General features: G+C 64.6%; 25 protein-coding genes, 1 pseudogene and 1 riboswitch. Of the genes and pseudogenes, 10 read left to right on the top strand and 16 right to left on the bottom strand.

From position 1 onward, the window contains the following. Positions 1–62: 62 nt before the first annotated feature. Positions 63–1739 (top strand): substrate-binding domain-containing protein, encoded by a 1677-nt coding sequence (locus ACFI9K_RS17615; protein WP_462664693.1) that lies wholly within the window; start codon positions 63–65, stop codon positions 1737–1739. Positions 1740–1742: 3 nt separating this feature from the next. Further along, positions 1743–2882, top strand: a complete 1140-nt coding sequence (locus ACFI9K_RS17610) for a metallophosphoesterase (RefSeq protein WP_462664692.1) — start codon at positions 1743–1745, stop codon at positions 2880–2882. A 28-nt stretch (positions 2883–2910) separates the two neighbouring features. On the opposite strand, the gene gcvP is transcribed toward ACFI9K_RS17610, so the two are convergent. The 12 genes from gcvP to idi form a co-directional block, all read right to left on the bottom strand. Further along, complete coding sequence (gene gcvP / locus ACFI9K_RS17605) at positions 2911–5763, bottom strand: aminomethyl-transferring glycine dehydrogenase (RefSeq protein WP_462664691.1); 2853 nt, start codon at positions 5761–5763, stop codon at positions 2911–2913. Between the two features lie 195 nt (positions 5764–5958). Next, a riboswitch (glycine riboswitch) is annotated at positions 5959–6056 on the bottom strand. 11 nt (positions 6057–6067) lie between these two features. Beyond that, positions 6068–6607, bottom strand: coding sequence for a MerR family transcriptional regulator (locus tag ACFI9K_RS17600; RefSeq protein WP_157226114.1), 540 nt, complete (start codon positions 6605–6607; stop codon positions 6068–6070). A 412-nt stretch (positions 6608–7019) separates the two neighbouring features. Continuing rightward, positions 7020–7493, bottom strand: a complete 474-nt coding sequence (locus ACFI9K_RS17595; RefSeq protein WP_462664690.1) for a bifunctional nuclease family protein — start codon at positions 7491–7493, stop codon at positions 7020–7022. A 97-nt stretch (positions 7494–7590) separates the two neighbouring features. Beyond that, a complete protein-coding gene (gene ftsR, locus ACFI9K_RS17590; RefSeq protein ID WP_462664689.1) occupies positions 7591–8328 on the bottom strand; it encodes a transcriptional regulator FtsR in 738 nt (245 codons plus the stop codon). Then, complete coding sequence (odhI, locus tag ACFI9K_RS17585) at positions 8325–8822, bottom strand: oxoglutarate dehydrogenase inhibitor Odhl (protein WP_032377955.1); 498 nt, start codon at positions 8820–8822, stop codon at positions 8325–8327. Before odhI ends, ftsR begins: the two co-directional genes overlap by 4 nt. A gap of 213 nt (positions 8823–9035) precedes the next feature. After that, positions 9036–9440 (bottom strand): glycine cleavage system protein GcvH, encoded by a 405-nt coding sequence (gene gcvH, locus ACFI9K_RS17580; protein ID WP_222094701.1) that lies wholly within the window; start codon positions 9438–9440, stop codon positions 9036–9038. 40 nt (positions 9441–9480) lie between these two features. After that, positions 9481–10230 carry a DUF881 domain-containing protein gene (locus ACFI9K_RS17575; protein ID WP_462664688.1) on the bottom strand — a complete coding sequence of 250 codons (750 nt, stop codon included), beginning with the start codon at positions 10228–10230 and terminating at the stop codon, positions 9481–9483. A 3-nt stretch (positions 10231–10233) separates the two neighbouring features. Continuing rightward, the gene (locus ACFI9K_RS17570) at positions 10234–10575 is read right to left on the bottom strand and encodes a small basic family protein (RefSeq protein WP_462664770.1); all 342 of its coding nucleotides are present in this window, start codon (positions 10573–10575) and stop codon (positions 10234–10236) included. 92 nt (positions 10576–10667) lie between these two features. Next, positions 10668–11462 (bottom strand): DUF881 domain-containing protein, encoded by a 795-nt coding sequence (locus tag ACFI9K_RS17565; protein WP_462664687.1) that lies wholly within the window; start codon positions 11460–11462, stop codon positions 10668–10670. A gap of 92 nt (positions 11463–11554) precedes the next feature. Beyond that, entirely contained in the window at positions 11555–12157 is a 603-nt protein-coding gene (locus ACFI9K_RS17560; RefSeq protein ID WP_462664686.1) for a CDP-alcohol phosphatidyltransferase family protein, read from the bottom strand. Between the two features lie 58 nt (positions 12158–12215). Further along, the gene (locus ACFI9K_RS17555) at positions 12216–12851 is read right to left on the bottom strand and encodes an NUDIX hydrolase (protein WP_462664685.1); all 636 of its coding nucleotides are present in this window, start codon (positions 12849–12851) and stop codon (positions 12216–12218) included. Between the two features lie 10 nt (positions 12852–12861). Continuing rightward, complete coding sequence (idi, locus tag ACFI9K_RS17550; RefSeq protein ID WP_462664684.1) at positions 12862–13479, bottom strand: isopentenyl-diphosphate Delta-isomerase; 618 nt, start codon at positions 13477–13479, stop codon at positions 12862–12864. Positions 13480–13523: 44 nt separating this feature from the next. Between idi and ACFI9K_RS17545 the strand changes: the two genes are divergently transcribed. The 3 genes and pseudogenes from ACFI9K_RS17545 to ACFI9K_RS17535 all read left to right on the top strand — a co-directional run bounded on the left by ACFI9K_RS17545 (position 13524) and on the right by ACFI9K_RS17535 (position 15230). Continuing rightward, the gene (locus ACFI9K_RS17545) at positions 13524–13688 is read left to right on the top strand and encodes a hypothetical protein (RefSeq protein WP_462664774.1); all 165 of its coding nucleotides are present in this window, start codon (positions 13524–13526) and stop codon (positions 13686–13688) included. Positions 13689–13785: 97 nt separating this feature from the next. Next, positions 13786–13968 (top strand): annotated as a pseudogene (locus tag ACFI9K_RS17540) (BatC protein); the annotation flags it as partial. Continuing rightward, positions 13968–15230 (top strand): cupin domain-containing protein, encoded by a 1263-nt coding sequence (locus tag ACFI9K_RS17535; RefSeq protein ID WP_462664683.1) that lies wholly within the window; start codon positions 13968–13970, stop codon positions 15228–15230. The pseudogene ACFI9K_RS17540 and the gene ACFI9K_RS17535, both read left to right, overlap by 1 nt. A gap of 6 nt (positions 15231–15236) precedes the next feature. Here the strand turns inward: ACFI9K_RS17535 and ACFI9K_RS17530 are convergent, their stop codons facing one another. Continuing rightward, positions 15237–15998 (bottom strand): SDR family NAD(P)-dependent oxidoreductase, encoded by a 762-nt coding sequence (locus ACFI9K_RS17530; protein ID WP_462664682.1) that lies wholly within the window; start codon positions 15996–15998, stop codon positions 15237–15239. Positions 15999–16025: 27 nt separating this feature from the next. Continuing rightward, positions 16026–17822 (bottom strand): acyl-CoA dehydrogenase, encoded by a 1797-nt coding sequence (locus tag ACFI9K_RS17525; RefSeq protein ID WP_462664681.1) that lies wholly within the window; start codon positions 17820–17822, stop codon positions 16026–16028. A gap of 285 nt (positions 17823–18107) precedes the next feature. On the opposite strand from ACFI9K_RS17525, the gene car reads away from it, so the two are divergent. Together car and ACFI9K_RS17515 are read left to right on the top strand one after the other, a co-directional pair. Further along, positions 18108–21629: a carboxylic acid reductase gene (gene car / locus ACFI9K_RS17520; RefSeq protein WP_462664680.1), complete on the top strand. Its 3522-nt coding sequence runs from the start codon at positions 18108–18110 to the stop codon at positions 21627–21629. A gap of 71 nt (positions 21630–21700) precedes the next feature. Continuing rightward, entirely contained in the window at positions 21701–21997 is a 297-nt protein-coding gene (locus ACFI9K_RS17515; protein WP_222094690.1) for a DUF503 domain-containing protein, read from the top strand. A gap of 14 nt (positions 21998–22011) precedes the next feature. Here ACFI9K_RS17515 and ACFI9K_RS17510 read toward each other — a convergent pair whose 3' ends face one another. Further along, positions 22012–22575 (bottom strand): dihydrofolate reductase family protein, encoded by a 564-nt coding sequence (locus ACFI9K_RS17510; RefSeq protein WP_462664679.1) that lies wholly within the window; start codon positions 22573–22575, stop codon positions 22012–22014. 79 nt (positions 22576–22654) lie between these two features. Between ACFI9K_RS17510 and ACFI9K_RS17505 the strand changes: the two genes are divergently transcribed. From ACFI9K_RS17505 to ACFI9K_RS17495, 3 genes are all read left to right on the top strand, one after another. Then, a complete protein-coding gene (locus tag ACFI9K_RS17505) occupies positions 22655–23815 on the top strand; it encodes an NAD(P)/FAD-dependent oxidoreductase (protein WP_462664678.1) in 1161 nt (386 codons plus the stop codon). Between the two features lie 19 nt (positions 23816–23834). Continuing rightward, positions 23835–24140 (top strand): hypothetical protein, encoded by a 306-nt coding sequence (locus ACFI9K_RS17500; RefSeq protein WP_462664677.1) that lies wholly within the window; start codon positions 23835–23837, stop codon positions 24138–24140. A gap of 72 nt (positions 24141–24212) precedes the next feature. Next, on the top strand, positions 24213–24641 hold the full coding sequence (locus ACFI9K_RS17495) for a VOC family protein (protein ID WP_462664676.1): 429 nt from the start codon (positions 24213–24215) through the stop codon (positions 24639–24641). Between the two features lie 6 nt (positions 24642–24647). Here the strand turns inward: ACFI9K_RS17495 and ACFI9K_RS17490 are convergent, their stop codons facing one another. Beyond that, the gene (locus ACFI9K_RS17490) at positions 24648–25919 is read right to left on the bottom strand and encodes an MFS transporter (RefSeq protein WP_462664675.1); all 1272 of its coding nucleotides are present in this window, start codon (positions 25917–25919) and stop codon (positions 24648–24650) included. Positions 25920–25995 lie beyond the last annotated feature (76 nt).

The raw sequence follows: 25995 nt of genomic DNA, 5'->3' as shown, positions 1-25995 counted from the left end.
TTGTCGACCACGTGGGTGAACATCGAAACTCTGGGCGCGCACGTTCCATAGCCGCTGGGCCCGTGATCGTCGTACTGACGATCGCGGTCCTGACGGCGGCCGTGTTCGGGTGGTTTGCGCTGCGTGATCGAATTTCCGATCAGGGGGTCGAGGCGGCGAGCACCTGCGTGGAGGGGCCGGCGGTGCTCACCGTGGCGGCCGATCCCGACATCTCCGCCGCGATCGAACAGCTCGCCACGCGGTTCGACGACACCGGTCCGGTGATCAGGGATCACTGTGTGTCGGTGCAGGTTCGAGCCATTGCATCGGATGCGGTGCGGTCGGCCTTGAACTCCGGGATCGCCGAGTGGGACGACGGCGCACTCGGTGGCCGGCCGGGTCTCTGGGTACCTCAGTCCTCGGCCGATGTCGAGGCCGTCAGCGACCGCGGCACCATCGACGGCACCCCGCGTCCGATCGCATCCAGTCCGATCGTTCTCGCCGCACCGGCCCCGGTTGCCGAGGCACTCGACGCCGCGGGCTCGACGTGGGCCGATCTGGTCGAGCTGCAACGCAACCCGCAGGCCCTCGGTTTGGGTGACTGGGGCGGGCTCCGTCTCGGATTGCCGACGGGATCCGACACCGGCTCCACCACCCTCGCTGTGGCTGCGGTCGCGGCGGGCGTGCGGGGCGACTCGGCCACCCCGCTCACCATCGAGCAGACGTCGTCGAGAGAGCTGGTCTCCGCGATGTCGGAGTTGGCCGTCACCGACACCGGAGCCGCCGCGCTGTCCACGTCCACCACGTACGACGCACTCTCGAGTCTCGAGAACGCAGCAGGACCGGACGCCGCTGTCCATGCCGTTCCGGTCACCGAACAGCAACTGGCGTCGACCGATTCGTCGACGTTGACCGGAGTTCGACCGCAGGGGCCCACCCCCGTCGCCGATCATCCGGCCGTAGTCCTCACCGGTGACGAGACCTCCACCCGAGCCGCTGCGACGTTCGTCGAGTTCGTGCGCCAGGCGGACGGCGCGCAGACACTGCGAGACGCCGGATTCGACGTGGACGAGGCCGATGACGCGGGGGTCGTGGCCCCACCTTCGGGACCGGTCGCCGACGCGTTGCTCGCGGTGCTGCGCAACCCCATCCTGCCTCGGCGCGCCACTGTTCTGCTCGACGTATCCGAGTCGATGGGCACCACCGAAGGCGGGGCGACGAGATTGCAGAACACCGTTCGCGCATTGGACACACAATTCGAGCGTGTACCCGACTCGACCGAACTGGGTCTGTGGAGTTTCAGCGAGAACCTCGACAATTCGCTTCCGTTTCGAGTGAACGTCCCGACCGGACCGATGACGGCCTCGGTCGGCAACACACCGAGACGAGACGCGCTCGACTCCTTCGCAGCTGCGTCACCGGCATCCGGGTCGTTCACGTACGCATCCGTGCTGGCTGCGTATCGCGACGCCGTGGCCGGGTACGTTCCCGGCCGCGTCAATTCCGTCGTGCTGATCACCGACGGATCGGACGACTCCTCCATGTCCGAAGAAGAGCTACTCACCGACCTGGCCTCCGCCGCGGATCCGACGCGGCCGGTAGCGGTCGACGTCGTGCGGATCGGGGCCATCCCCGACGCTTCCGCCCCCGACGCTTCCGCCTACGCGGACATCGCAGCCCGGACCGGCGGCACTGTGGAGGCAGTGTCGACATCGGATTCACCCGACCTCATCGCTCTACTCGGAAAGTTGCTGTACTAGAACATGTCTCGCGTACTCTTTGTCGGCGTCTTCCTACTTCTTCTTACACTCTTCCTGCATTGGCGGTTCCTGTCGGTCACCAGGGCACCGACTCGTCTGAAGCGGCCCGCAGATGTGGCACTGCTCTTGCTGTGGTTGTGCGCGGTGATCGGGTTCGGCAGCGGCGTCGTCCTCGATCCGTCCTGGGCTCGCGGTCCGGCGTTCGTGGGCCTCACCTGGCTCGCCGTGGTGCTGTATCTGTTCCTCGGCACTGTTGTCGTTGCTCTGACGACCACCGTTGTGCGCGTGATATTCGCGCTGTCGCACCGAGATTCGACTGCTGTTCGTCTGCGCATCTCGCGCGTCGGCTCGGCGATCGTTGCCCTCGTCAGCGTCGTCGCAGTGGGGTACGGACTCGTCGAGGCAGCGACACCACGGGTGACGAACACAGTCGTTTCGCTGGGCGGGCTACCTGCCGAATTCGACGGATTGAAAGTGGCATTGGTTTCGGATATCCACGCGGGCCCGTCTCGCGGTGCGGGATTCGTGCGTAAGGTCGTCGATTCGGTCAACGCACAGAAACCGGATGTTGTGCTTCTCGACGGCGATCTGATCGACGGGACGGTTGCTCTGGTCGGAGAAGACCTCGAACCGCTGCGCGACCTCGAAGCCCCGCTCGGAGTCTTCGCCGTCAGCGGTAACCACGAGTTCTATGCGGGCGACGGCGGAGAGTGGCTCGACTTCTGGTCGACGCTCGGCATCGACGTCCTACGTAACGAGCGCACCACGATCACCCGTGGCGGCGCTGCCATCGACATCGCAGGCATCAACGACGCCACCGCCCCGGCACCGTACGAGCCGAACCTCGGTGCCGCGCTCGACGGGATCGATCCCGAACGCTTCGTGCTGCTGATGGCTCATCAGCCCAAGCAAGCCGTGGAGGCATCGGAGCTGGGGGTGGACATGCAGGTGTCGGGGCACACACACGGCGGTCAGATCTGGCCGATCCGCTATCTGGTTCCGCTGCAGCAACCGAGTGTCGAGGGGTTGGACACCATCGGTACCACCACGCTCTACACCACTCGCGGTGCCGGCGCGTGGGGTCCGCCGGTGCGGGTGGCCGCCCCGCCCGAGATCGCGATGCTCGAGCTCACGCGGGGCTGACCCCCTTCCCGATCAGGCGAACAGCGGGTCAGGCGAACGCCTCGATCGGTGGGCACGAGCACACCAGGTTGCGGTCGCCGTGGGCACCGTCGATGCGCCGTACCGCCGGCCATACCTTGGGACGGTCGTGCCCGGCCGGGAATACTGCCAGCTCGCGCGAGTACGGATGATCCCAGTCGGCAACCAGGCATTGGGCGGTGTGGGGTGCGCCCCGAAGTGGGTTGTCGTCCACGGTCCACTCCCCGGATCCGACTCGATCGATCTCGCCCCTGATCGCGATCATGGCGTCGCAGAACGCGTCGATCTCTTCGAGGTTCTCGCTCTCCGTTGGTTCGACCATCAGAGTTCCCGGCACCGGAAAACTCATGGTGGGTGCATGGAACCCGTAGTCCGCCAACCGTTTCGCGACGTCGTCGACGGTGACGCCGGTGTCCTTGGTCAGACCACGAAGATCGAGAATGCACTCGTGGGCAACCATGCCGTTGTCGCCGGTGTAGAGCACCGGGAAGTATTCGTCGAGGCGGCGCGCGATGTAGTTGGCCGACGCGATCGCCGTCAACGTCGCCTGCCGAAGGCCCGTCGCGCCCATCATGGCGATGTAGGCCCAGGTGATGGTCAGGATCGAGGCGCTACCGTACGGGGCACCGGACACTGTCGGTCCCCCTCCGAGCGCAGGCGCCATCGGGTGTCCCGGCAAGTGCGGCTGTAGGTGTGACCGAACACCGATGGGCCCGACGCCGGGACCGCCGCCGCCGTGCGGGATGCAGAAGGTCTTGTGCAGGTTCAGGTGGCTGACATCGCCGCCGAATCGCCCGGGGCGCGCCAGTCCGACAAGGGCATTGAGGTTGGCACCGTCGACGTACACCTGACCGCCGGCGTCGTGTACCGCCGCACAGATCTCGGAGATCTCGTGTTCGTAGACACCGTGGGTGGAGGGATACGTGATCATGATCGCTGCGAGGGTGTCGGCGTGCTCGGAGATCTTCGACCTGAGGTCGTCGACATCGACGTCACCGTTGGGCCGGCAGGCCACCACCACGACACGCATACCCACCATCACGGCCGATGCCGCGTTGGTGCCGTGTGCGCTCGACGGGATCAGACACACCACGCGCTCGGCGTCACCGTTGGCGAGGTGGTACCGGCGAATGGCCAGCAGACCCGCATACTCGCCCTGACTACCCGCGTTCGGCTGCAGACTCACCGCGTCGTAGCCGGTGATGTCCACGAGCCACCGTTCGAGGTCCTCGATCACGCGCAGCAGGCCGGGCACGTCCGACGCCGGAGCGAAGGGATGCTGCCGAGCGAACTGCGGCCAGGTGATCGACTCCATCTCCGCGGTAGCGTTCAATTTCATCGTGCACGATCCCAGCGGGATCATGCTGCGGTCGAGGGCAATGTCCTTGTCGGACAACGCGCGTAGGTAACGGAGCATTGCCGTCTCGGTGCGGTATCGAGTGAATGCCGGGTGCGTGAGGTACTCGGACGTGCGAGCCATGATTACCGGCAACGACTCGGCACCCGAACCGGCGGGCTCGGCACCGAACGCCGTGAGCACGCCCGTGATGATGTCGGATGTCGTCGCCTCGTCGCACGCCACTGCCACGTGATCGGCGTCGACCAGACGCACATTGATCCCGCGCTGCTTGGCGTCGTCGGTGACGGCCTGCGCCCGACCTGGAACTGCCGCGAGGACGGTATCGAAGAAGTCGGCGTGCACCACCTCGATACCTGCTTCTCGCAGGCCTGCCGCCAGCGATCGAGCGTGCGAGTTGACCCGAGTTGCCATGGCGCGCAAACCGTCTGCACCGTGGTAGCTGGCGTACATCGCCGCGACGATGGCCAGCAGCACCTGAGCGGTACAGATGTTCGACGTCGCCTTCTCGCGCCGAATGTGCTGCTCACGGGTTTGCAACGCCAATCGATATGCCCGGTGGCCGTCGGCGTCGAGAGACACGCCGACGAGGCGTCCGGGGAGCTGACGGGAATGACCGGAGCGGACCGCGAGGTACCCGGCATGTGGCCCGCCGTATCCCATCGGAACTCCGAACCTTTGGGTGGTACCGAAGCAGACGTCCGCGCCGATTTCACCGGGCGGAGTCACCACAGTGGCGGCCAACAGATCGACTCCGACTGCTACCAGCGCACCACGCTCGTGTGCGGCCTCGATGGTGGCGGCGTGGTCGACCAGGCGGCCGGACGCTCCCGGCAGCTGCGCCAACACTCCGAAGAAGTCGCCCCCGGGCAGGCCGTCGGAAAGATCGGCGTACACCAACTCGATACCGAGCGGTTCTGCGCGCGTGGCAAGGACGGCTTTCGTCTGGGGAAAAATATCGGAATCCACGACGAGGCGAGGAGACTTCGAGCTGCGGTTGGCGCGACGCATCAGCGTCATGGATTCTGCTGCCGCAGTGGACTCGTCGAGCATCGACGCGTTTGCCATATCCATGCCGGTGAGGTCGGCGACCATGGTCTGGAAGTTCAGCAGCGCTTCGAGTCGACCCTGACTGATTTCGGGCTGATACGGCGTGTACGCGGTGTACCAGGCCGGGTTCTCCAAGATCCCTCGGGTCAGCACCGGTGGAGTGAGTGTGTCGTAGTAGCCCAGACCGATCATCGACGTCGCAACAGTGTTCTGTCCGGCGAGTTCCGCCAACGCAGCCAGTGCCTCGTGCTCGCTCAGAGCCGGCGGAAGCGTCGCCAATCCCTCTGGTACGCCGTCGACCACGGTATCGAGAATCGACGACGGCACGGCTTTGCGGGCCAGCTCGTCGAGGTTGTCGACGCCGATCGTGTGGAGGATGCGATCCAGCTCGGTGGCGTCGGGCCCGATGTGCCTATCGACGAACGTGCGTGCGGGCGAGACGATTCGGACGGTCACGATGTACTCCCAGGTGCCGGAAAGACGAGGCGTCGGACGACCGAGGCATACGCGCCGGCCGCTCCTCCCCCTCTGTCGTGTGCTCGCTGACGCGGGCGCCTGAGAGATTCGGTCGAACACAGCGCGCTCGGGTGACGTGCGCCGGTACCTTTCCCCTTGGGCGGGTGGGTGCTCCCACCACTTTCCAGAGTTGTCGAAGCCCACACGGTCCGTGTGCCTGAGAGATTGACGGGGAGGTATTGCTCCTTCGGCGTCCGAGACTGGATGCCTCGGAACTCTCCCGCACGGGCGCGACGATGAAAGTCTAGCCGGTCTTGCGGCTCGCGCGATTCTTGCGGCGCGAGGCCAGCTCGTCCTCGGGGCTCGGCTGGCTTTCGCCGCCGTCTGCTCGTTCGGCCGGGAAGTCGGCGATGGTGCCGGTGAGCTCACGCATCGCGCCGTTCACGGCGATGCCGAACACGCCCTGACCGCCCTGTAGCAGGTCGACGACCTCTTCGGCGGACGTGCACTCGTACACGGTCGTGCCGTCGGAGAACAGGGTGATGTTGGCAAGGTCTCCCACACCGCGCTGGCGCAGGTGATCGACCGCGACGCGGATGTTCTGCAACGAGATACCGGTGTCGAGCAGGCGCTTGACTATCTTGAGAACCAGCATGTCCTTGAAGGAGTACAGCCGCTGACTGCCCGAACCTGCTGCGCCGCGAATGGATGGAACCACCAAACCTGTGCGGGCCCAGTAGTCGAGCTGGCGGTAGGTGATGCCGGCGATCTGGCACGCGCTGGGCACGCGATATCCCACGAGCTCGTCCGGCACCGAATCGTCGGGGAACAAGCCCGGCTGAATGTCCTGAGGCGAATCGACCCGGGTGCTCGACGCCTGGTCGGGGGTGTCGACCCGAGCATCGGCAGCGGACGCGTCCTCGGTCCGGCCTGCGGCTTCGGACTCTCGACTTCCGTGATGCTGCTGCGGCTGATCTCCCACTGACTGCTCCCTCTCGGATGTCTCACTGCGTTCGGATCGAGTCAGTACTGCGATCCGTCCGGGGCACGTGAGCGCCTCGGTGTACTCGCGTGAAGTCATACCGTGTACCAGGCCAGAGTACGCCTCGCCAGGTCTGCGAGAGGCGCGAAACTGCACCGAATCCGACCAGCGGCGGCGATGAACTTCACTGGCACGAACGTTATGGGGGCAATCGCGCAGATTCAACGCAACGCGCCGTAAACCTGAACCTAAAGTTGAGGTTGAGACTCTTCCGTTACCCGTCGGTGGCCTTGAAGTCGTCGGGCGACACCGATTCGAGGAATTCCTTGAACTTCTCGACCTCGTCCTCGCGCTCGTCGGGCATGATCAGCCCGGCCTCGGCCAACACCGGTTCCTCGGCGAAGATCGGCACCCCGGCACGCAACGCAATGGCCACGGAATCCGACGGCCGAGCGGAGACACGGACGTTCTTGTCGAACACGAGATCTGCGTAGAAGGTGCCTTCCTGCAGGTCCACGATGCGCACTTCCTTGAGCTCGTGTCCCAGAGCCGAAATCAGATTCTTGACGAGATCGTGGGTGAGCGGCCGGGCAGGTTGAACACCCTGCTGCTCCAAAGCTATTGCAGCAGCCTCTGTTTGACCGATCCAAATCGGCAGGTATCGATCACCGTCGGCCTCACGCAACAGCAGCACGGGCTGGTTCTGCGGCTGTTCGACACGAATACCGACCACACGCATCTCACTCATCGTGTCTGCCTCTCACCTCGAGAAATCCGGGCTGCACTTCGTTCGTTCAGCTCGTCGCAGCCGAGTCTATTGGAATTCGAGCAGGCACGAGCGAGCGTCACCGATCGAGCGCGCCACGCACCGCCGCTTTGACGAGACAGGTGTGCAGTGTCAACGACAACGCTGCCAGCTCCCGGATCATTTCCTCCGCACGATCACGCGCACCGGCGTCGCGGCCCTTGGCCACCGGCCCGGCAATCTGTGCAACCAAACCGGCTTCACGGTCCGCTGCAAGCTTGAAGGCGCGTAGGTGGCGCACTTCGAGACCGAATTGCAACATCGTGTGGGCCGTGCGGGCAAGCGTGACGGCACCGTCGTCGTAGAAGCCGGCCTGCCCTGGAGTGATCAACCCGCTGCGCAACAGCTCGGTCAGGAACGCATCGTCGATTCCGGCCTGCGCCAGCAAGTCGGCCTTGCTGATCCGCACCTCCCGGTCCGGTAGGAACTCCTCCGGCGATACCTCGCCGGGGGCGACCTTCAGCGACCGAGGCCGAGTGACCGATGCATCGGCACGCTCGACGGTGGCCACGCCGTGATCGATGGCTTCGAGTTGTTCCTTGATCACCTTGAGCGGTAAGTACTGATCACGCTGAGCGGTCAGGACGAATCGCAGCCGCTCGCAGTCCGCGATCGAGAAACGCCGGTAACCCGACGGCGTTCGCTCCGGCGAGATCAGACCCTCGGCTTCGAGGAATCTGATCTTCGAGATTGTCACATCGGGGAAGTCGGGCCGGAGTCGATCGAGGACGGAGCCAATCGACATCCCCCCGTTGGACTGCTGCCCGACGGCGGTCACTGGCTTCCTGCACCCGCAGACGCGTCGCCGACCTGAGATCCGTTGCCGCCGCGAGGTCCGGTCAGGAACACCAACCGGAACTTGCCGATCTGCACCTCGTCGCCGTTCGCCAGTACGGCGGAATCGACCGGCTCACGGTTGACGTAGGTGCCGTTGAGGCTGCCGACGTCGACGACCTGGAAGTCGTCCTCGTCCTGACGAAACTCGGCATGGCGACGGCTCACGGTGACGTCGTCCAGAAAGATGTCGCTGTCCGGATGCCGTCCGGCGGAAGTGGTCGGCTGATCGAGCAGGAAACGTGATCCGGCGTTGGGGCCACGCTTGACGACGAGCAGAGCGGCTCCGACAGGCAGCCCCTCGACACCCGAGACCGGAGCTTCGGTGCTCTGGGCGGCCGCGGAGTTATCCAGCTCCTGGAGGAAATCTGCACGGAAGACCGAGGTGGTCTCTGCCGGCGACTCCCCGTAGTTGCTGTCGTTGTCGTTCTGGCTCACCGTTACTCCTTCTCAGTCCGTTCACCCGGGCAGAAAACGCCGTGGGTAACGCAGTACGTGGTCTTCACATCTGGTGTTGCGTTGCGCCTGGTTCTTCTTACGTCTGTACAGCTTGCTGGACCTTCGGCCCCGACAGGGTATTCGCTCGGTGTCGACCGTACCCTGCGCAGTAGGGACAGTGTGGCCGGTTGGCCGGTGTCGACAGCCGGCCGATCACTCGGCCGTGATGAGAGCATATCCGGCTGCATCGAGCATCTGCGCCAGCGCCGCATCCAATTCCTCGGGCGACGAAACCTCGAGGTCGATCAGCCATCCCCCGGTGTACGGTCCCGAGTTGACCTTCTCCGGTTCGCCGTCCAAATCCTGGTTCACGCCAATCACTTTCGCGGTCAGCGGGCTGAAGACGTCGGACACGCTCTTGGTCGACTCGACCTCTCCGAGGGACTCACCCGCGGTGACCGTGTCGCCGACCGCCGGAAGCTGAACGAACACCACGTCCCCCAGCTGAGCCTGTGCGTAATCGGTGATGCCGATGCGCACTGCCGCCGGGCCAGTGCGCTGCACCCACTCGTGCTCGGGCGTGTAGTACAGATCAGCTGGTGTGTCGATGTCGCTCAACGCGGCATTCCCTTCGATCGTGGCCCGGGCGGTCGGGCGGTCAGTTACCGGGCTGAGCGTATTGACGCGGGCGCGGATCCCGCAAGGCGGAGACCGTGACCTGGTCCGACCGAGTGATGTTCGACGACGCTCCGTTACGGGTGACGGTATCCACCACTCCGCCGGGGATGTTCAGCGCCGCCTCGAGCGTCGCCGAGTCGCCGATTGCCGTGAACGTGTAAGGGGCTCGCAATTCGCGGCCGTCGATCACCACTCGACCGGCAGGCCCTGCGATCCACGAATCGACGCCGATGCGGACCACGCCACCACCACCCTCGATCTGGAGTGCCTCGGCACCCGCCGCACGCAATTCCTGCAGCGCGTCGAGCAACACCTCGGACCCGATACCGGAGTTCGGGTCATCGATCACGAGCGTCACGCCCGGCCCCTGGGCGGCGACCGTACCGACTTGAATCGACAACGCGGACAAACGTTCCTGCGCCTCTGTCATTGCGGCCTCCGATCCCGAACCGGACTGGCGCAGAGTCGCCAGAGTGGCCTGCAGTGTGCTGATCTCGTCGCGGATCGACGCCTCTCGGCGGGTGAGGGTGTCCAACACGACCAACAAGTCCTCGGGCCGGGCATTCTCCAGGTTGTCGGAGGTACCGGTCTCGCGTACCTGGGTGGCGATACCGATGCCGAGAACACACAGCAGAACGAGCGCGAGAATGCCGAACCCCGTTCCGCGCCTGCGGCGATCCGGATCGATCGCCCGCGCGCGCCAGCCGTGCCGACCGGTCCGTGCCGTCATCTACTACGCGCCGAACAGTCTGCGGCGCAACGCCGCCGCATTGCCGAAGATGCGAATACCCAGAACGACGACGATGGCCGTGGACAGCTGCGTTCCCACTCCGAGCTGATCACCGAGCCACACGATCAGGGCAGCGACGAGGACGTTGAAGACGAACGAGACGACGAACACCTTGGCATCGAAGATTCCGTCGAGAAACGCTCGCAGACCACCGAACACCGCATCGATCGCAGCGACGACGGCGATCGGCAGATAGGGCGCGATCACCGCGGGAACTTGCGGCCCGGCAACCGTACCGATCACCACGCCGGCGATCAGGGCAGTCAGAGCGGCGACGGCGTACATGCCGTGGGTAGGGGTGATCGGAGCATCCACGGTCGCGTCGGCATTCGGTTCGTCTACCTGTTCGGCCGGTACGGCCGTCGACTCGTGCTCGGTCATCGTGGGCCGACCTCCTCTGCCTCGAACGACTCTCTCACAACCGCGGGACCCAGTCGAAGATCATCGGCCGCGCGAATCGAGAACTCGACACCGTACAGCTGCGCCACGGTACTCATCCGGAGATACGCGTCGCTGACGAAGAACTGGACTTGAATACGCTGCGGGGGCCCGATGGCTCGAATGTCGTAGGGCGAGTCGATCGGTCGGTTGTCCAGCAACATGGCACCACCGGCCTGCCTGATCGTCACGTTCGGGCCTACTCGAACGCCGTCCACGGACACCGCCTCGGCTCCGCTCGCCCACAACGAGTTGACGATCGAGGCAATGTCCCGGTCGAGCACTGCCGCGCCCGAGCCCGGGCGAACCGTCGAACCGCCGGCTCCCGCAGGTTCGGTGACGACGACGGCGAGACCCGGGCCGGAGACGGTGTCGATACCCGCCGCAGATTCGACGGCACTCAATCGGTCCAGTAGTTCGCTCCCCGCGGCGTCGGACTGTAAGGCTCGATCGCGTTCGGTCGACACCTGTTCGGCCAGGCCGTCTCTCGTGGATTCGAGTTCGGTGCTGCGGTCCTGGGCAGCGCGGACGGCGGCCGACGCATCGGCACTGGCGCGGTCGACTGCGACAGACCCCGATGCCAGCCTGGAGAGCGCGATACCGAATATCAACCCGACCACGACAGCACCGGTCAGCAACCAGACAGCGGCAGGCACGCGTGACGTGCGGGTGTGTTGCGCCGTGCGTTCGGCGGCAGCGGCTGCATATCCGGGGTCGAGGTGGTCGGTCAGCAACGAGGTCAGGAGCGACGCGACAGGGTTCCTTCCGGCCCGAGGCCTCGGGCGTTCCGCAGGCTCCACTGCTGCCGGTTCCGCAGACTCCACCGTCAGATGCCGGCCGCTGTCGGTTCGACCGCTCTGGCCACCGCGATGGCTTTGCCGAGGTAGAGCAGGCCTGTCCAGGAGTACAACGCGGTGCCCCAGACGAGGAGTGCGTACCCGAGAGGTCCTGCCGCGTCGGCCACCGAACTGGTGCCCGCGGAGACCAGGAGCACCGGCAGCGCGATCATGACGACGAAGGTAGCGGCCTTGCCCAGGTAGATGACGTCAGGAGGCGGTAGGGACCGACGCCGGTAGACGAACATCGTCAATCCGAGAACCGCATCGCGTCCGATGAGTATTGCCGCCACCCACCACGGAATGATGCCGCGCACAACGAAAGCGACGAGGGTACTGACCACGTAGAGCCGATCCACCAACGGATCGAGTAGGGCACCCAACTTCGATGCCTGTCCGAGCATACGAGCGAGTTTGCCGTCCAGCCAATCGGTTCCGCCGCTGACCAACAGGATGACCAGCGCCCATCCGTCGGCTTCCGGGCCGAGCAGCAGGTAGAGGAAAAGCGGAACGCCGGCGAGCCGAATGGCACTGAGCAGGTTGGGAACGGTGACGATGCGATCGGACACTTCGAGCTCACGGTTGTCCGTCATCGACGATCACCTCCTGTCGCTTCTGCTGTCGTGCGGTCGGGCCGACTCTGCGGCCACGTTAGCGCCACGCGAACACGGGCTGCTCGAAGTCGGCGACTCTGGTGTGTCTTCCGTGCAACGCCACCTCGCGAAATTGATGGACTATCGCACCGGTCGGAGCGTGGATGGCACCGGTTCGGTACGGCCAGCGAACAACCGGGCGGGTCGATTCGGGAATCGTAACGAACTGCGCGTCGACGTCGAGTTCGTCGACCGTCACCTCGAAGACCTCGGACACCTCGTCCTCGTTGGGACACAACCTGGACGAGTAGTCACCGACCCACACCACGAACGGTGTGATGACGTAGCCGGACCGGGTGACGTAGTCGTCGAGCCGGCCGAGCACGTCGCCCACCGCCGCACCGATGCCCAGCTCTTCGTGTAATTCCCGTAAACAGGCCTGCATCGCGGACTCACCCGGGTCGACGCCTCCGCCTGGCAAGGCGTACTGGCCGGGGTGTGCGCGCAATCGGCTCGGCCGTTTCGTCAGCAGCATGCGCCGATCTCCCGGCGCTCCGCCGAGTGCAACGGCCACCGCCGCGGCCCGCAGCCCGGTCCCCTCGGCGGTGCGATGGGTGAAACGCGCCAGTTCGCGCGCGACAGAAGCGCGATCGAGCCGGTCCTCGTTCGACTCCACGAAAATTTCGTCACTCACAGCACGAACACTAGAGCTCCGCAGATGTGCGCGGGCGGAAGGCAGCGGGCGGCAGCAGATCGTCGGTGGCAACCGGCCAACCGAACGGGTCGTCGGCCAGGACCGACAGCTGTTCCACCTGCGTCCGGCACCAGGGTGACACGTCGACGGTGCCGTCGAGCACGCCCGCCGAGAACTCCGGCCACGACACCCACCGCGTCTCGTCGACCTCGAGTGGGTCGGGATCGAGCGTCGCGCGCTCGTCCACGCGCACTCGATACACCGGGCAGATCTCGTTCTCCACGATGCCGTTGTCCATGACGGCCCGGTAGCGAAAATGCGGAAGTATCAGTTCGGCCGAGGTCGCGCGCAGCCCCAGCTCCTCGCCGATCCGTCGCAGCACCGCTTCGGCCAGATCCTCACCGGGGGCGGGATGACCGCAGCAGGTGTTGGTCAACACGCCGGGCCACGTGGTCTTGTCGGACGCTCGTCGCGTGAGCAGAACCGCACCGTCCGATCGGACGACGTAGCTCGAGAACGCGAGATGCAGCGGCGTCTGCAGCGTGTGCACGGTTGTCTTGTCCTGTGTGCCGACGGCGCGGCCTTCGTCGTCGAGCAGCACCACGTGCTGCGCCCGGGATCGATCCATCGTTCCATGGTCCCATGACCGTTCCGGCGGTCTAATGTCGAACCATGGGAAGTGAAGTCGACGCAGACGACCAGATGCCGACCGAGGACACGAAGTCGGCCACGACCGATTCGCCGAAGGGCGGTCGACCCGGACCGGTGGACGGAGGTGGTGGCGGCGGAATGGCGACCCGGGCGAACGCACCGGACATTGCCGAAGATTCCGCTTGAACTTCTGCGAGCCGTTTGAAGAACAGAGTTTGCGTCAATACCCTCGTTGTTCTCGCGCTGGACGAGGACACGAACCTCCACGACTGGAAGGACCTCGATGAGCATCAACGACGACGACATCACCACCACGGGCGGAGCCGCAGGCGAAGGACCCGCTGACGGCGGATCGAACCCGGGCGGTCACGACGGCGGAGCAGACGGCCCCGCGGGAGCCGGCGAAGGCCCGGCCGACGGCGGTTCCAACCCGAGCGGGCACGACGGCGGTGCGGACGGTACCGCTTGACCACTGAGTTGAGCGACGAGCGCGGATCGGATTTCCGGTCCGCGCTCCGTCGTCTCACCGGTACCGACCTCGAGTCGTTCGCGGATCGGTTCTGGGGCATCGCTCCCAAGTTGACCCGGTCCGCCGAGCTGTCGGATTCCTTTCACGACCTGATGACGCTCGGCACCGTGGACGAGCTGATCTCCGAACGTGGCGTTCGAACCCCGTTCGTCCGCATGGCAAAAGATGGCCGCTTGTTGGACAAATCCGAGTTCACGGCGTCCGGCGGTTTCGGCGCCGAGGTAACCGATCAAGTCGACTCTGCAGCCGTTCTCGCGGCGTTCGCGGCCGGCAACACGCTCGTTCTGCAGGGCCTGCACCGACTGTGGCCCCCGCTCATCCACTTCGTGGGGGATCTCGTTCGAGAGCTCGGCCATCCGGTTCAGGTCAACTGCTACGTCACACCCGCTGCATCGCAAGGGTTTTCGCCACATTACGACGTGCATGATGTTTTCGTCGTGCAGATCGCCGGGACCAAGCGGTGGAGCATCCACTCGCCGGTGCACGTGCATCCCCTCAACAATCAACCGTGGTCGGACCGGCGGTCGGCCGTGGAGGACCACGCATCGAACACTCCCGAACTGGACATCGTTCTCGAGCCCGGAGACGTGCTCTACCTCCCGCGCGGGTGGATCCATTCGGCGCAGGCGCTGGGCGACACCACCGTTCACCTGACCATCGGCGTCGCGTCGTACAACGACTACGACCTCGCACATCAGGTCGTGAAGGCGTTCGGTGACATCGAAAGTCTGCGTGCTCCGCTGCCCGCCGGACTCGACCACTCCGACCCGGGCTCCATCGTCGCGCACGTCCACCGAGTTCTCGATGCCATGCGTACCGCAATCGACGAGATCGCCCGAGATCCCGGGGCGGTACTTCGTATAGCCGACCGCGTCGCAGATCGTCACGACGAACTGGTCCGGCCGAACCCGGTACGTCCTCTGGCGAGCGTCGCCGCGATGGGCGCGTTGCGCGGCGAAAGTTCGATTCGGTTGCGGCCCGGCATCTTCGCGCGAATCGCGCACGGAGAGAACGGCGTCTCGATGGTGCTCAAGAACAAGACCGTCACACTGCCACCCCAGTGCGCCGACGCGATCGAGAGCCTGATGAAGGGCGCTCCGTGCCGTCTCGATTCGATGCCGGGCCTCGACGTCCACGATGCATCGGTGGTTGCCCGCAGACTCATCCGCGAGGGGATCGCCGTGACGGTGGCCGAGTGACAGCGGTCAGGTGATCGTGACTCCGCCGTCGACAGCGATGGTCTGACCCGTCACGTATCCCCCGGCGTCGGAGGCAAGCCAGATCGCGGTGGCCGCCAATTCCTCGGGATCACCTTTGCGTCCGAGGATCATGCGCGGAGCCATCGATTCGAGATACCCGGGCTGGTAGGAATCGGTCATCTCGCTCTGAAAGAAGCCCGGTGCAATCGCGTTGACCCTGATGCCTTTTCGCGCCCCCCACTGCTGTGCCAGGTCGCGGGTGAGACCGACGATCGCTGCCTTGCTGGCGCTGTACGCTGCCTGCGGTAGCCCCGCGGTGGTCAGCCCGAGCACGCTGGAGATGTTGATGATGGAACTGCCGGGTGCCATGACCCGCCCACACGCCTGGGCTGCCCAGTAGGAGCCGTTCAAGTTGATGTCGATCACCGAGCGAAACTGCTCGGGGGTCTCGCGGGTCGCCGGGAAGGCGGTGCCGACACCGGCATTGTTGATCAACACGTCGACCTTGCCGAACTCCGTCACGGCGGCATCGACCATCGCGGTGCACTGGTCCGGATCGACCACGTCGGTAGCGACGGTGATCGAACGTCCTCCCACACTCTCGATCAGCTGCGCGGTCTGCGCCAACTTCTCCACTCGGCGTGCTGCGAGCACGACATCGGCTCCGGCCTCGGCAGCTGCCTTGGCAAAGGCGACGCCCAGTCCGGAGGATGCACCGGTGACGATGACCACCGAACCGTCCAGGCGGAATTTGTCCAAGATCGACATATGCGTGACTCTCCTTGTAGCTGGTCGTCAGAACCAGGCGGGGGACATATCGAGGGTGGTGCGATCCAGTCGCGCCAAGAGATCGAGCTGAACATCCACCTTCGGTAGCTCGTAGACGAAGAAATACCGTGCTGCCGAGCGCTTTCCGTCGTAGAAATCGCCGGACTTCGCGCCGACGGCGAGTAACTGCTCGAGCCACATCCATGCGATGACGATGTGTCCCATGGCTTCGAGGTAGGCCGTGGAGTTCGCCAGTGCCACGGCTGCGTCACCGGTCCCCCACACCGCCGCGGTGACCTCGACGATTCTGCTGAATCGTGCGTGCAGTTCCGCGCCGTAGGCTGCACTGTCACCGCCGACCGCGTCTGCACGAGAGACCGTCTTCGAGATCTCCTCTTCGAGAAGAGCCAAACCAGCGCCGCCCTGCATGACGACCTTGCGACCGAGCAGGTCCAACCCTTGGATACCGTGCGTTCCTTCGTGAATCGGGTTGAGTCGGTTGTCCCGGTAGTGCTGCTCGACATCGTAATCGCGGGTGTATCCGTAGCCGCCGTGCACTTGGATGGCCAGACTGTTCGCCTCGAGGCACCACTGCGAGGGCCAACTCTTGGCGATGGGGGTCAGTACGTCGAGCAGCAGTGTCGAGCGCGCCGATTCGGCATCGTCGGACGCCGAATCCTGTAGGTCGACCAGATGCGAGCAGTAGAGACCGAGCGCCAGCGCACCCTCGACATAGGACTTCTGGGCCAACAACATTCGGCGCACATCGGCATGTTCGATCAGAGCCACCGGCGGCGCTGCTGGATCCTTCGCGCCGAGCGGTCGTCCCTGGGTACGCGTCTTCGCGTACTCGACCGATTTGAGGTACCCGACGTAGCCGAGGGCAATGGCGAGAAACCCGACGCCGATCCGGGCCTCGTTCATCATGTGGAACATGTAGGACAACCCGCGGTTCTCTTCGGCCACCAGGAACCCGACCGCACCGGGTTGCCCTGCGGGCGAGTGGGTTCCGTCGCCGAACGCAAGCAATGTGTTGGTGGTGCCGCGGTTGCCCATCTTGTGATTGAGGCCGGTCAGCACGATGTCGTTTCGCTCGCCTGCGCCACCGTCGCCGTTCGGAAGGAACTTGGGAACGATGAACAGTGAGATTCCCTTGACACCGGGAGGGCCGCCGGGTGTCTTCGCGAGCACCAGATGCACGATGTTCTCGGTCAGTTCGTGATCGCCGCCCGAGATCCACATCTTGGTACCGGTGATACGAAAGCTGCCGTCGCCCTGAGGGACCGCTTTGGTCGTGATGTCCGCCAGCGATGACCCTGCCTGTGGCTCCGACAGGCACATGGTCCCGAACCATCGTCCTTCGAGCATGGGCCCGACGTAGTCACGCACCTGATCCGGCGTGCCATAGGTGGCGATCAAGTTGGCATTGGCCATGGTGAGAAAGGGGTAGGACGAGGTCCCGGCGTTGGCTGCCTGGAAGAACGCCATGGCGGCCCGCGACACCGTCGCAGGCAGTTGCATGCCGCCGATCGACTCGTCGAACTGCCCGGCGATCAGACCTGCCGACGCATACACGTCGAGCGCTTCCTTGACCTCGGGAATCAGCTCCACCGAGCCGTCCGCATTCATGGTCGGCTCGTGCGCGTCGGCCTTCTTGTTGTGCGGCGCGAAGTGTTTGCGGGCGATGTCCGCGCTGAGATCGAGTACTGCATCGAAGGTCTCGCGCGAGTGTTCGGCGAAGCGGGGACGGGCGGTCAGGCCGGCTACGTCCAACCACTCGTACAGCAGAAAATCCAAGTCGCGGCGCGAGAGGACATCCGACATTCACTTCTCCGATCGCGAGGGGTGACGCGTGCGCACGATGATGACGAGCACTGTGACGCACGTGACTGTGGATTCACCATACAAGTTGCGCTCCCCCGATTTCACCGAGCACCCACGCGAGCTGTCGCCGTGGATCCGTGCGCGCAGCATGGGCTCGAAAAGCACAGCCAGACAGACTTTTCCGACCAATCGGACTATGAGCAGCGTCACGATTGATCGACCCGCCGTCTGCATATACTTACTTTTGATAACGATTAAAGCCGGACAAGCGCGAGGGAGTCGAGCATGACGCAGACATTGGCCGTCGACAGCCGACAGGATCGTCAGGGCAGGCAACACGATCGATTCCTGAAGCTGCACGAGTCCGACCGGGAGTTTCGTGCCGCCGAACCGGACAGCTCGGTGGCCGACGCTGCCCAGGAATTGTCTCCCAACCTGGCCCGCGTGGTGGCCGAGATCATGACGCGCTATTCGGATCGCCCGGCCCTCGGGCGCCGAGCGCGAGAGATCACCCGGACCGGTGAAACACACACCCTCCGACTGCTCCCCCGCTTCGAAACCGTCACCTACGGGCAGGCCTGGAAAGACGCCGGTGCATTGGCATCGGCGCTGGCGCACGACGGCGTCGGCCCGGGCACCTTCTTCGCAACCCTCGGGTTTGCAAGTGTCGACTACGTCATCGCCGAATTGGCCACGATCCGACTCGGTGCGATTGCCGTCCCGCTCCAGGCGGGTGCCACCGCGGGCCAACTGTCGGCGATCGCCGACGAGGTCGAACCCGTAGTCCTCGCAGCAGACGTCGACAATCTGTCCGTCGCGGTCCAGGTTGCCACTCACTGTCGGTCCGTTCGACGAATCGTCGTCCTGGACTACGACGGCGCCGTCGACACGCAGGCCCGGATCATGAAGTCCGCGCTCGACGAAGCCGAACAGGCAGGAATCGTCATCCGACCGCTGAGCGAACTGATCCAGGACGGCGAGCAGCTACCGGAAGTTCCACTGCCCGATGCCGAAGATCCCGATCGACTCGCGACACTGATCTACACCTCGGGCAGCACCGGAACTCCCAAGGGAGCGATGCACACCGAGCGGATCGTCTGCGGGGCCTGGACCGGGGCCTGGCACCCAACCGGAGCGTCCGCCGAATCCGGGGACGGGCCTGCGTTCCCCGTCGTCACACTCGACTATCTGCCGATGAGTCACCTGGCCGGCCGCGGCCTCGTCTTCTCTGCGCTCGCCGCCGGCGGGACTGTGCACTTCGCCGGAGCCAGTGACCTGTCCACATTGTTCGATGATTTCGCGCTCGCTCGACCTACGATGGCGCTGTTGATTCCCCGTGTCTGCGAGATGATTCGGCACGACGTCCTTGCCGAGATCGACCGCGAGGTGGAACGCTCGAGCGATGCAGACGAAGACCGGGTTCGGCGAGATGTGCTTGAGCGCAGTCGAAACGAGCGATTCGGCGGACGCATCCTGGCAGCGATGGTCGGCACGGCACCGATCGCTGCGGAGGTCAAAGATTTCGTCACCGAGCTCCTCGATATCGAGGTCCGCGACAACTACGGCTCCACCGAAGCAGGAATGGTGCTGCACGACGGCGTCGTCGCGCGCCCACCGGTGATCGAGTACAAACTCGAGGACGTACCCGAGCTGGGTTACTTTTCCACCGACACACCGCATCCGCGCGGGGAACTCCTGCTCAAGACCGCGTCCATCATTCCCGGGTACTACAAGCGCCCGGACGTCACCGCGGAGGTGTTCGATTCGGAGGGCTTCTATCGCACCGGAGACGTCGTCGCCGAGATCGAGCCGGACCGACTTGCCTACGTCGACCGCCGCAAGAACGTTCTCAAACTGGCCCAGGGTGAGTTCGTGGCCCTGGCCCGTCTCGAGGCAGTGTTCGGTACCAGCGAACTCGTCGACCAGATATTCCTCTACGGCAACAGCCAACGCGCATATCTCCTGGCCGTCGTCGTCCCGGCTCGGCCGGATACGACCACTGCCTCGATAATCGAGTCACTGCAAGAAATCGCTCGTACGGAATCGCTGAACTCGTACGAAATTCCGCGCGACGTGACGATCGAGCACCAGCCGTTCACTCAGGACAACGGGCTGCTCTCCGGTGCCGGGAAGCAGCTTCGGCCGAAACTGGTCGAACGCTACGGTGCCGACCTGGAGCGTCGCTACGCAGACCTGGAATCCGGGCAGAACGATCGCCTACGTGAGCTCAGACGCAGCGGTGCCGACGCTCCGGTGCTGCAGACCGTCGGCGATGCCGCGCAAGCATTGCTCGGATGCGATGGATCCGATGTCCGACCGGACGCCCACTTCAGCGATCTGGGCGGAGACTCGTTGTCGGCGTTGACGTTCTCGACACTCCTGCGAGACATCTACGGAATCGACGTACCGGTGGGAGTGATCACCGGGCCGGCCATGGATTTGTCCGCCTTGGCCGACTACATCACCTCGGCTCGGGACAACGATTCCGACACAGCAACATTCGCCTCGGTACACGGACGCGACGCTACTGTCGCCCATGCCTCCGACCTACGCCTGTCCGCATTTCTGGACGAGCAGTTCCTCGAGACTGCCCAGCACGTCTCGGGCTCTCGTACCCGAACGGAAACCGTGTTACTGACCGGTGCCAACGGATATCTCGGCCGCTTCCTCTGCCTGGAGTGGCTCGAGCGTATGGCCGAGGTCGGCGGAACGGTGGTGTGCCTGGTTCGCGGACGCTCGGCCTCCGACGCGCGGTCCCGACTCGATGCAGCGTTCGACAGTGGGGATGCCGAGCTGACCGCTCACTACCGAGCGCTGGCCGAGACTGCCCTCGAGGTAGTAGCGGGAGATCTCGGCACGCCTCGATTCGGCTTGGACAACAACGAGTTCCAAGCGCTTGCCGAGCGGGTCGATCGTATCGTTCACCCTGCTGCGCTGGTGAACCACGCACTACCGTACGAGCACCTGTTCGGCCCCAATGTCGTCGGCACGGCAGAGGTGATTCGGCTCGCGCTCACCGACCACGTCAAGCCGGTGACCTACCTGTCGACGGTTGCCGTCGCTGTGGGCGTCGACGACTTTCGGGAGGACGGCGACATCCGCACGGACAGCCCGTCTCGGTCGGTCGACGATTCTTACGCCAACGGCTACGGAAACTCCAAGTGGGCCGGCGAAGTGTTGCTGCGCAATGCATTCGACGAATTCGGTCTGCCTGTGTCGGTCTTTCGCTCGGACATGATCCTCGCGCACAGCAGGTGGTCGGGCCAGCTCAATGTGCCGGATGTGTTCACACGGCTGATTCTGTCGGTCGTCGCCACCGGCTTGGCCCCTCGGACGTTCTACGCCACAGGAACCGGTGCGCCCACGGACGACAGTGGGCGACCGCTGGCCCATTACGACGGACTTCCTGCCGACTTCAGCGCCGATGCCATCACATCGATCGCCGGTGCCGACGTGTCGGGCTACCGAACCTTCGACATTCTCAATCCGCACGACGACAACATATCGCTGGACACGTTCGTCGATTGGATCCGTGAGGCGGGTCGTGACATCGAGATCGTCGAGAACTACGACGAATGGTTCGAACGTTTCAGCGCCGCAGTGGAGGGTCTGCCGGAGAAGCAGCGTTCGCACTCGTTGCTTCCGTTGATCCACTCGTACGCACAACCGCAGCAGCCGTCATCGGGTGCGATGTTGCCGGCGGACGAATTTGCTGCAGCAGCCGGGGAGATTCCGCACCTCGGTCGTGGGCTGATCGAGAAGTATCTGTCCGATCTCGTTGCCCTCGGTCTGGTGAGCACGCGGTAGTCCACTTCCCTGTGCGGGCGATCGGCCCGCACAGGGAACCGGCCGATCGGCGGCGTTAGACTCGAAGGTCTATGTGGATTGGATGGATAGAATTCGATTTCCTTCTCGGCGATGTGCACTCACTCAAAGAGAAACGTTCCGTTGTCCGGCCGGTGATCTCCGAGATGCACCGAAAATTTGCGGTATCGGTCGCAGAGACCGATCATCGCGAACTTCACCGGCGAGCAGGTGTCGGCGCTTCGGTCGTGGCCGGCGACCTCGATCACGTCACCGATGTTCTCGATCGACTCGAGCGCGTTGCGGCGTCTCGGCCCGAACTCGAGCTCGTATCGGTTCGCCGGCGCACCATCCGAAGCGACGACATCTGATACTCCGTCGGCAACTAACGGCGGACGTCGAACACCTGCTTCTGGATACCGTTTCCGTAGACCTCGTGTTCCACCAGATCGAGATGCGTGGTGTCCTTGTCGGCCGAACTGAACAGGCGCTTTCCCGCACCGAGCAGGATCGGGAACACCAGTAGGTGGTAACGATCGACCAGCCCGGCATCGGCCAGACTGCGACCGAGAGTGGCGCTGCCGTGCACGGAGATGGGTCCCCCGTCGGAGTTCCTGAGCTCGGCGACATCGTCCACGCTGCGCAGAATGGTTGCGGGCCAACGGGAATCATCGCTTTCCAGCGTGGTCGACACCACATATCTGGGCATGGCGTTGTATTCGGCGAAATCGTCCATGGTGGGCCAAACCGGCGCGAATGCCTCGTACGAAGTGCGGCCGAGCAGCAGCGCAGACGCCTCGCTTTGCTCACGGCCCTTGATTTCGTACGCCGCCGGATCGAACTCGATGTCCTTGAACGTCCACCCGGAATTGCGATAGCCCACTTCACCGCCCGGTCCTTCCATCACTCCGTCGAGCGAAATGAACGCGGTCACGATCACAGTGCGCATCGGTGGTCCTCACAGTCATGGGTGTCGGGTGCCGGAATCGTAGACCATGTGATCATCGGTCCACCGATACCATCGTTCGATGACGGTAACCGGCCCCATCGACACCTCCCGGCCGGCGTGGGACGACGACCCTGCTGTCTCCGGTTGGCGGGGCTTGCCAATGTTGGACGGCGACTGCACCGCAGACGTCTGCGTCGTCGGTCTCGGCGGTTCGGGCCTGGCTGCGGTCGCCGATCTGCTCGACCGAGGCCTCGATGTCGTCGGGATCGACGCAGGGCGAGTCGCAGCATGTGCTGCGGGCCGTAACGGGGGCTTTCTGCTGGGCGGCCCGGCAACGTTTCTGCACACGGCTCTGTCGAAGTGGGGGCCGTGCGCCGTCGATCTCTACCGGGCGACGTTGGCCGAGATCGATTCGTTGGAAGCGCTCCTGGGATCGGCGGTTGTTCGCCGAACCGGATCCATCAGGCTTGCGGGCGTCCCGGGTAGGCAGGCCGACCCGGCCGACGCGCAGGATTGCGAGGATCTTCGGAAGTGCCTGGACGAAAACGGTATTGCCGTCGAGCAGTATCAGGACGAGTTGGGACACGGCATCTACCTGCCCGATGATGCGGTGATGAACCCTGCTCGCCGGGCGATCGGGATGGCCGCGATCCTCTCCCCGCGCGCCAGGCTTCACGAGCACACACCTGCTGTGCGTATCGAGTCCGGAGCGGTGACGACGCCCACCGGGGTGATTCGCTGCGATCTTGTACTGGTGGCTATTGACGGTCGTCTCGAACACGTACTCCCCCAGCTGGACGGTCGTGTTCGAACTGCTCGCCTGCAGATGCTCGCCACCGCTCCTGTTTCGGCGGGTCGGTTGCCGTGCCCCGTGTACGGACGGTGGGGGTACGACTATGCACAGCAGGACGCGTCGGGACGCCTGTACGTCGGTGGTGGCCGCGACGTATTCGCCGAGGAAGAGTGGACTTCGGCCGGCGAACCGACGGCCCGAGTGCAGAACTACCTCGACTCGCTCGCCGAGTCCTTTGCCGGTGGACACGTCTCGGTGAACGCCCGGTGGGCTGCGCCCGTGGGGTTCACCGCGGACGGGCGGCCCGTGTGCTGCTACGTCGATGACGGAGTGATCGCGTTCGGTGGCTACAACGGAACCGGCAATCTGGTCGGGCCGGTCGCCGCTCGCGCTGCTGTTGCCCTCGGACTGGACGCGATCGAGGTTCCGAGGTACCTGAGCAGCTGACTCGTGGCAGGGTGGAGCCATGACTGACGATCTGGAACGCACCGAAGACGGGCACTATGTCGTCATCAAGGGGCGGCGTTGGCGTGCAACGGATCCCGACATCCCCGAGGAGCGAAACGCCGAGCTGCGGTCGATTCTGATGGCATGGCGCAGGGAGGTCAAACGGACGTCGGGTGCCCCGGAATCTCGCGCGGGCGTGCAGGCGACCAAGGTCGCTCTCGGCGAACGTGGAACACCGTGGTGGGAGCAGTCCGACGACGAACGGCGGGCCCGGTGGGAGTCCGAAGTACCCACGCCGACAGACGCCGATACCTCGTCCCGGTGACTTTTCGTCGTAGCGCCGGTCTACCGTTTCGACGGATGCCGTCGGTGTACATCAGCGAAGAGGAGCCCTGCCATGTCCATTCTCAATCCGTATCTGTCCTTTGGAGACAACGCCCGCGAGGCAATGGAGTTCTACCGGTCCGTCTTCGGAGGCGATCTGACCGTCACCACGCTCGGCGAAGCACAGGCCAGTGAGGATCCCGCCGATCGAGACAAGATCATGCACGGCCAGTTGACCACTCCGAACGGATTCACCCTGATGGGTGCCGATACGCCATCCTCGATGGAACACACTCCCGGCAGCGCGATGAGCGTGTCGCTCAGCGGCGACGACGAGGACGAATTGACGGGATATTGGGACAAGCTGGCTGCCGACGCTCAATTCACGATGGGCCTCGACAAGGCTCCATGGGGCGACACCTTCGGCATGCTGACCGACAGGTTCGGCGTGCAGTGGATGGTGAACATCGCGGGATCCGCAGGCGGAGCCGGTGGCGAGTAGCCGATGCTAGGCGGTGAGGGTCTTCGGCGGGATCACCTCGCGGAGACCCTCCGGCCCCCAACCCCGGTCGAGCGCAATGATCAATGCTGCACAGCCGATTCCGGACAACACCAACGCAGAACCGAACATCGCCGTATAGCCGAACAGATCGCCCACCACACCGGCTGCGATTCCGGCTGCTCCTTGCGCGAAGACGACCGCACATGCCATGAGCGTGTAATCGCTTCCTGCGAAACGTTTCTCGGATGCGTCCATCATCAGTGCGAATACCGCGACCGTGGCCGCCCCGCCGAGCACGTGTTCGGTGATGTTCGCCGCGATCAGTAGTGGGAATCCACCGATCCCGACAGATGCAATGACGTACAACGCAAGGCTCAGCGTTTGGCTCCCGCCACCGATCAGGAGCGCCCGGCGACGTCCGTGCCGGAAGGTCAGCCATGCACCGAGGGCGGCTCCTCCGAGCGCGGCCACCGAGGACAGTCCGCCCTCGACCAAGGCGATCTGTGGCAGGGACAGTCCACTGTCCGACAGGAACGGTCCCACCAGCGCCGATCCCATCGAGTTTCCGAATTTGAACGCGATAATCAGCAGTATGAACGCCACCATGCCGGGTCGGCGGAGTCTGGACCACCACGCAACCGCAAGCCGAACCGGCGATTCCGACTCGGCGTGCTCATCGGGGACGGCATCCGCCGCGTCCAGCTGCTTGCGCATCCACCACACCGGGACAGTCGTCAACACGATGAGCAACGCCATTGCGACGAACAGCACCCGCCACCCGGCGAAGGTGAACAGCCACAACAGCAGTCCGCCGCCGCACACCATTCCGATCCGGTAGGCACCGACTTGGAGACCATTTCCCAGCCCGCGCTGAGCCGCGGTCAACGTACGCACGGCTATGCCGTCGGTCGCGACGTCCTGGGTGGCCGAGAGCGCGTTCATGACGAAAATTCCGACGAACAGCCAACGCAAGGTCGACGACAGGTCCAGAAACGACAGCGCCAGAGCCACCAACGCAGCCGAACACTGCAGGGACAACAGCCACCGGCGTCTGGATCCGTACCGATCGACGTACGGTGCCCAGAGAAACTTCAGCGCCCACGGCAGAAACAGCACACCGGTGGCACTGATCTTCACCAACGAGAAACCGGACTCTCGCAGCACAACCGGGAGTGCCTGGGTGAAGAATCCGAACGGCAGTCCTTGGGCAAAGTAGAGAGCCCCGAGCAAGGTGAGGGTCCCGACGGTGAACGAAGCCGGACGCACCGCATTGGTCATGTCGGCCATCGTGTCAGAGCGTCGTCGGACCCGCTGACCGCACGACCGGTCGACCGAGAACAGTGCGGCGTCTTGC

The sequence above is a fragment of the Rhodococcus sp. PSi06 genome (genome assembly GCF_054960675.1).
The sequence above is the reverse complement of the archived record's forward strand: the minus strand, read 5'-3'. Positions and strand labels throughout refer to the sequence as shown.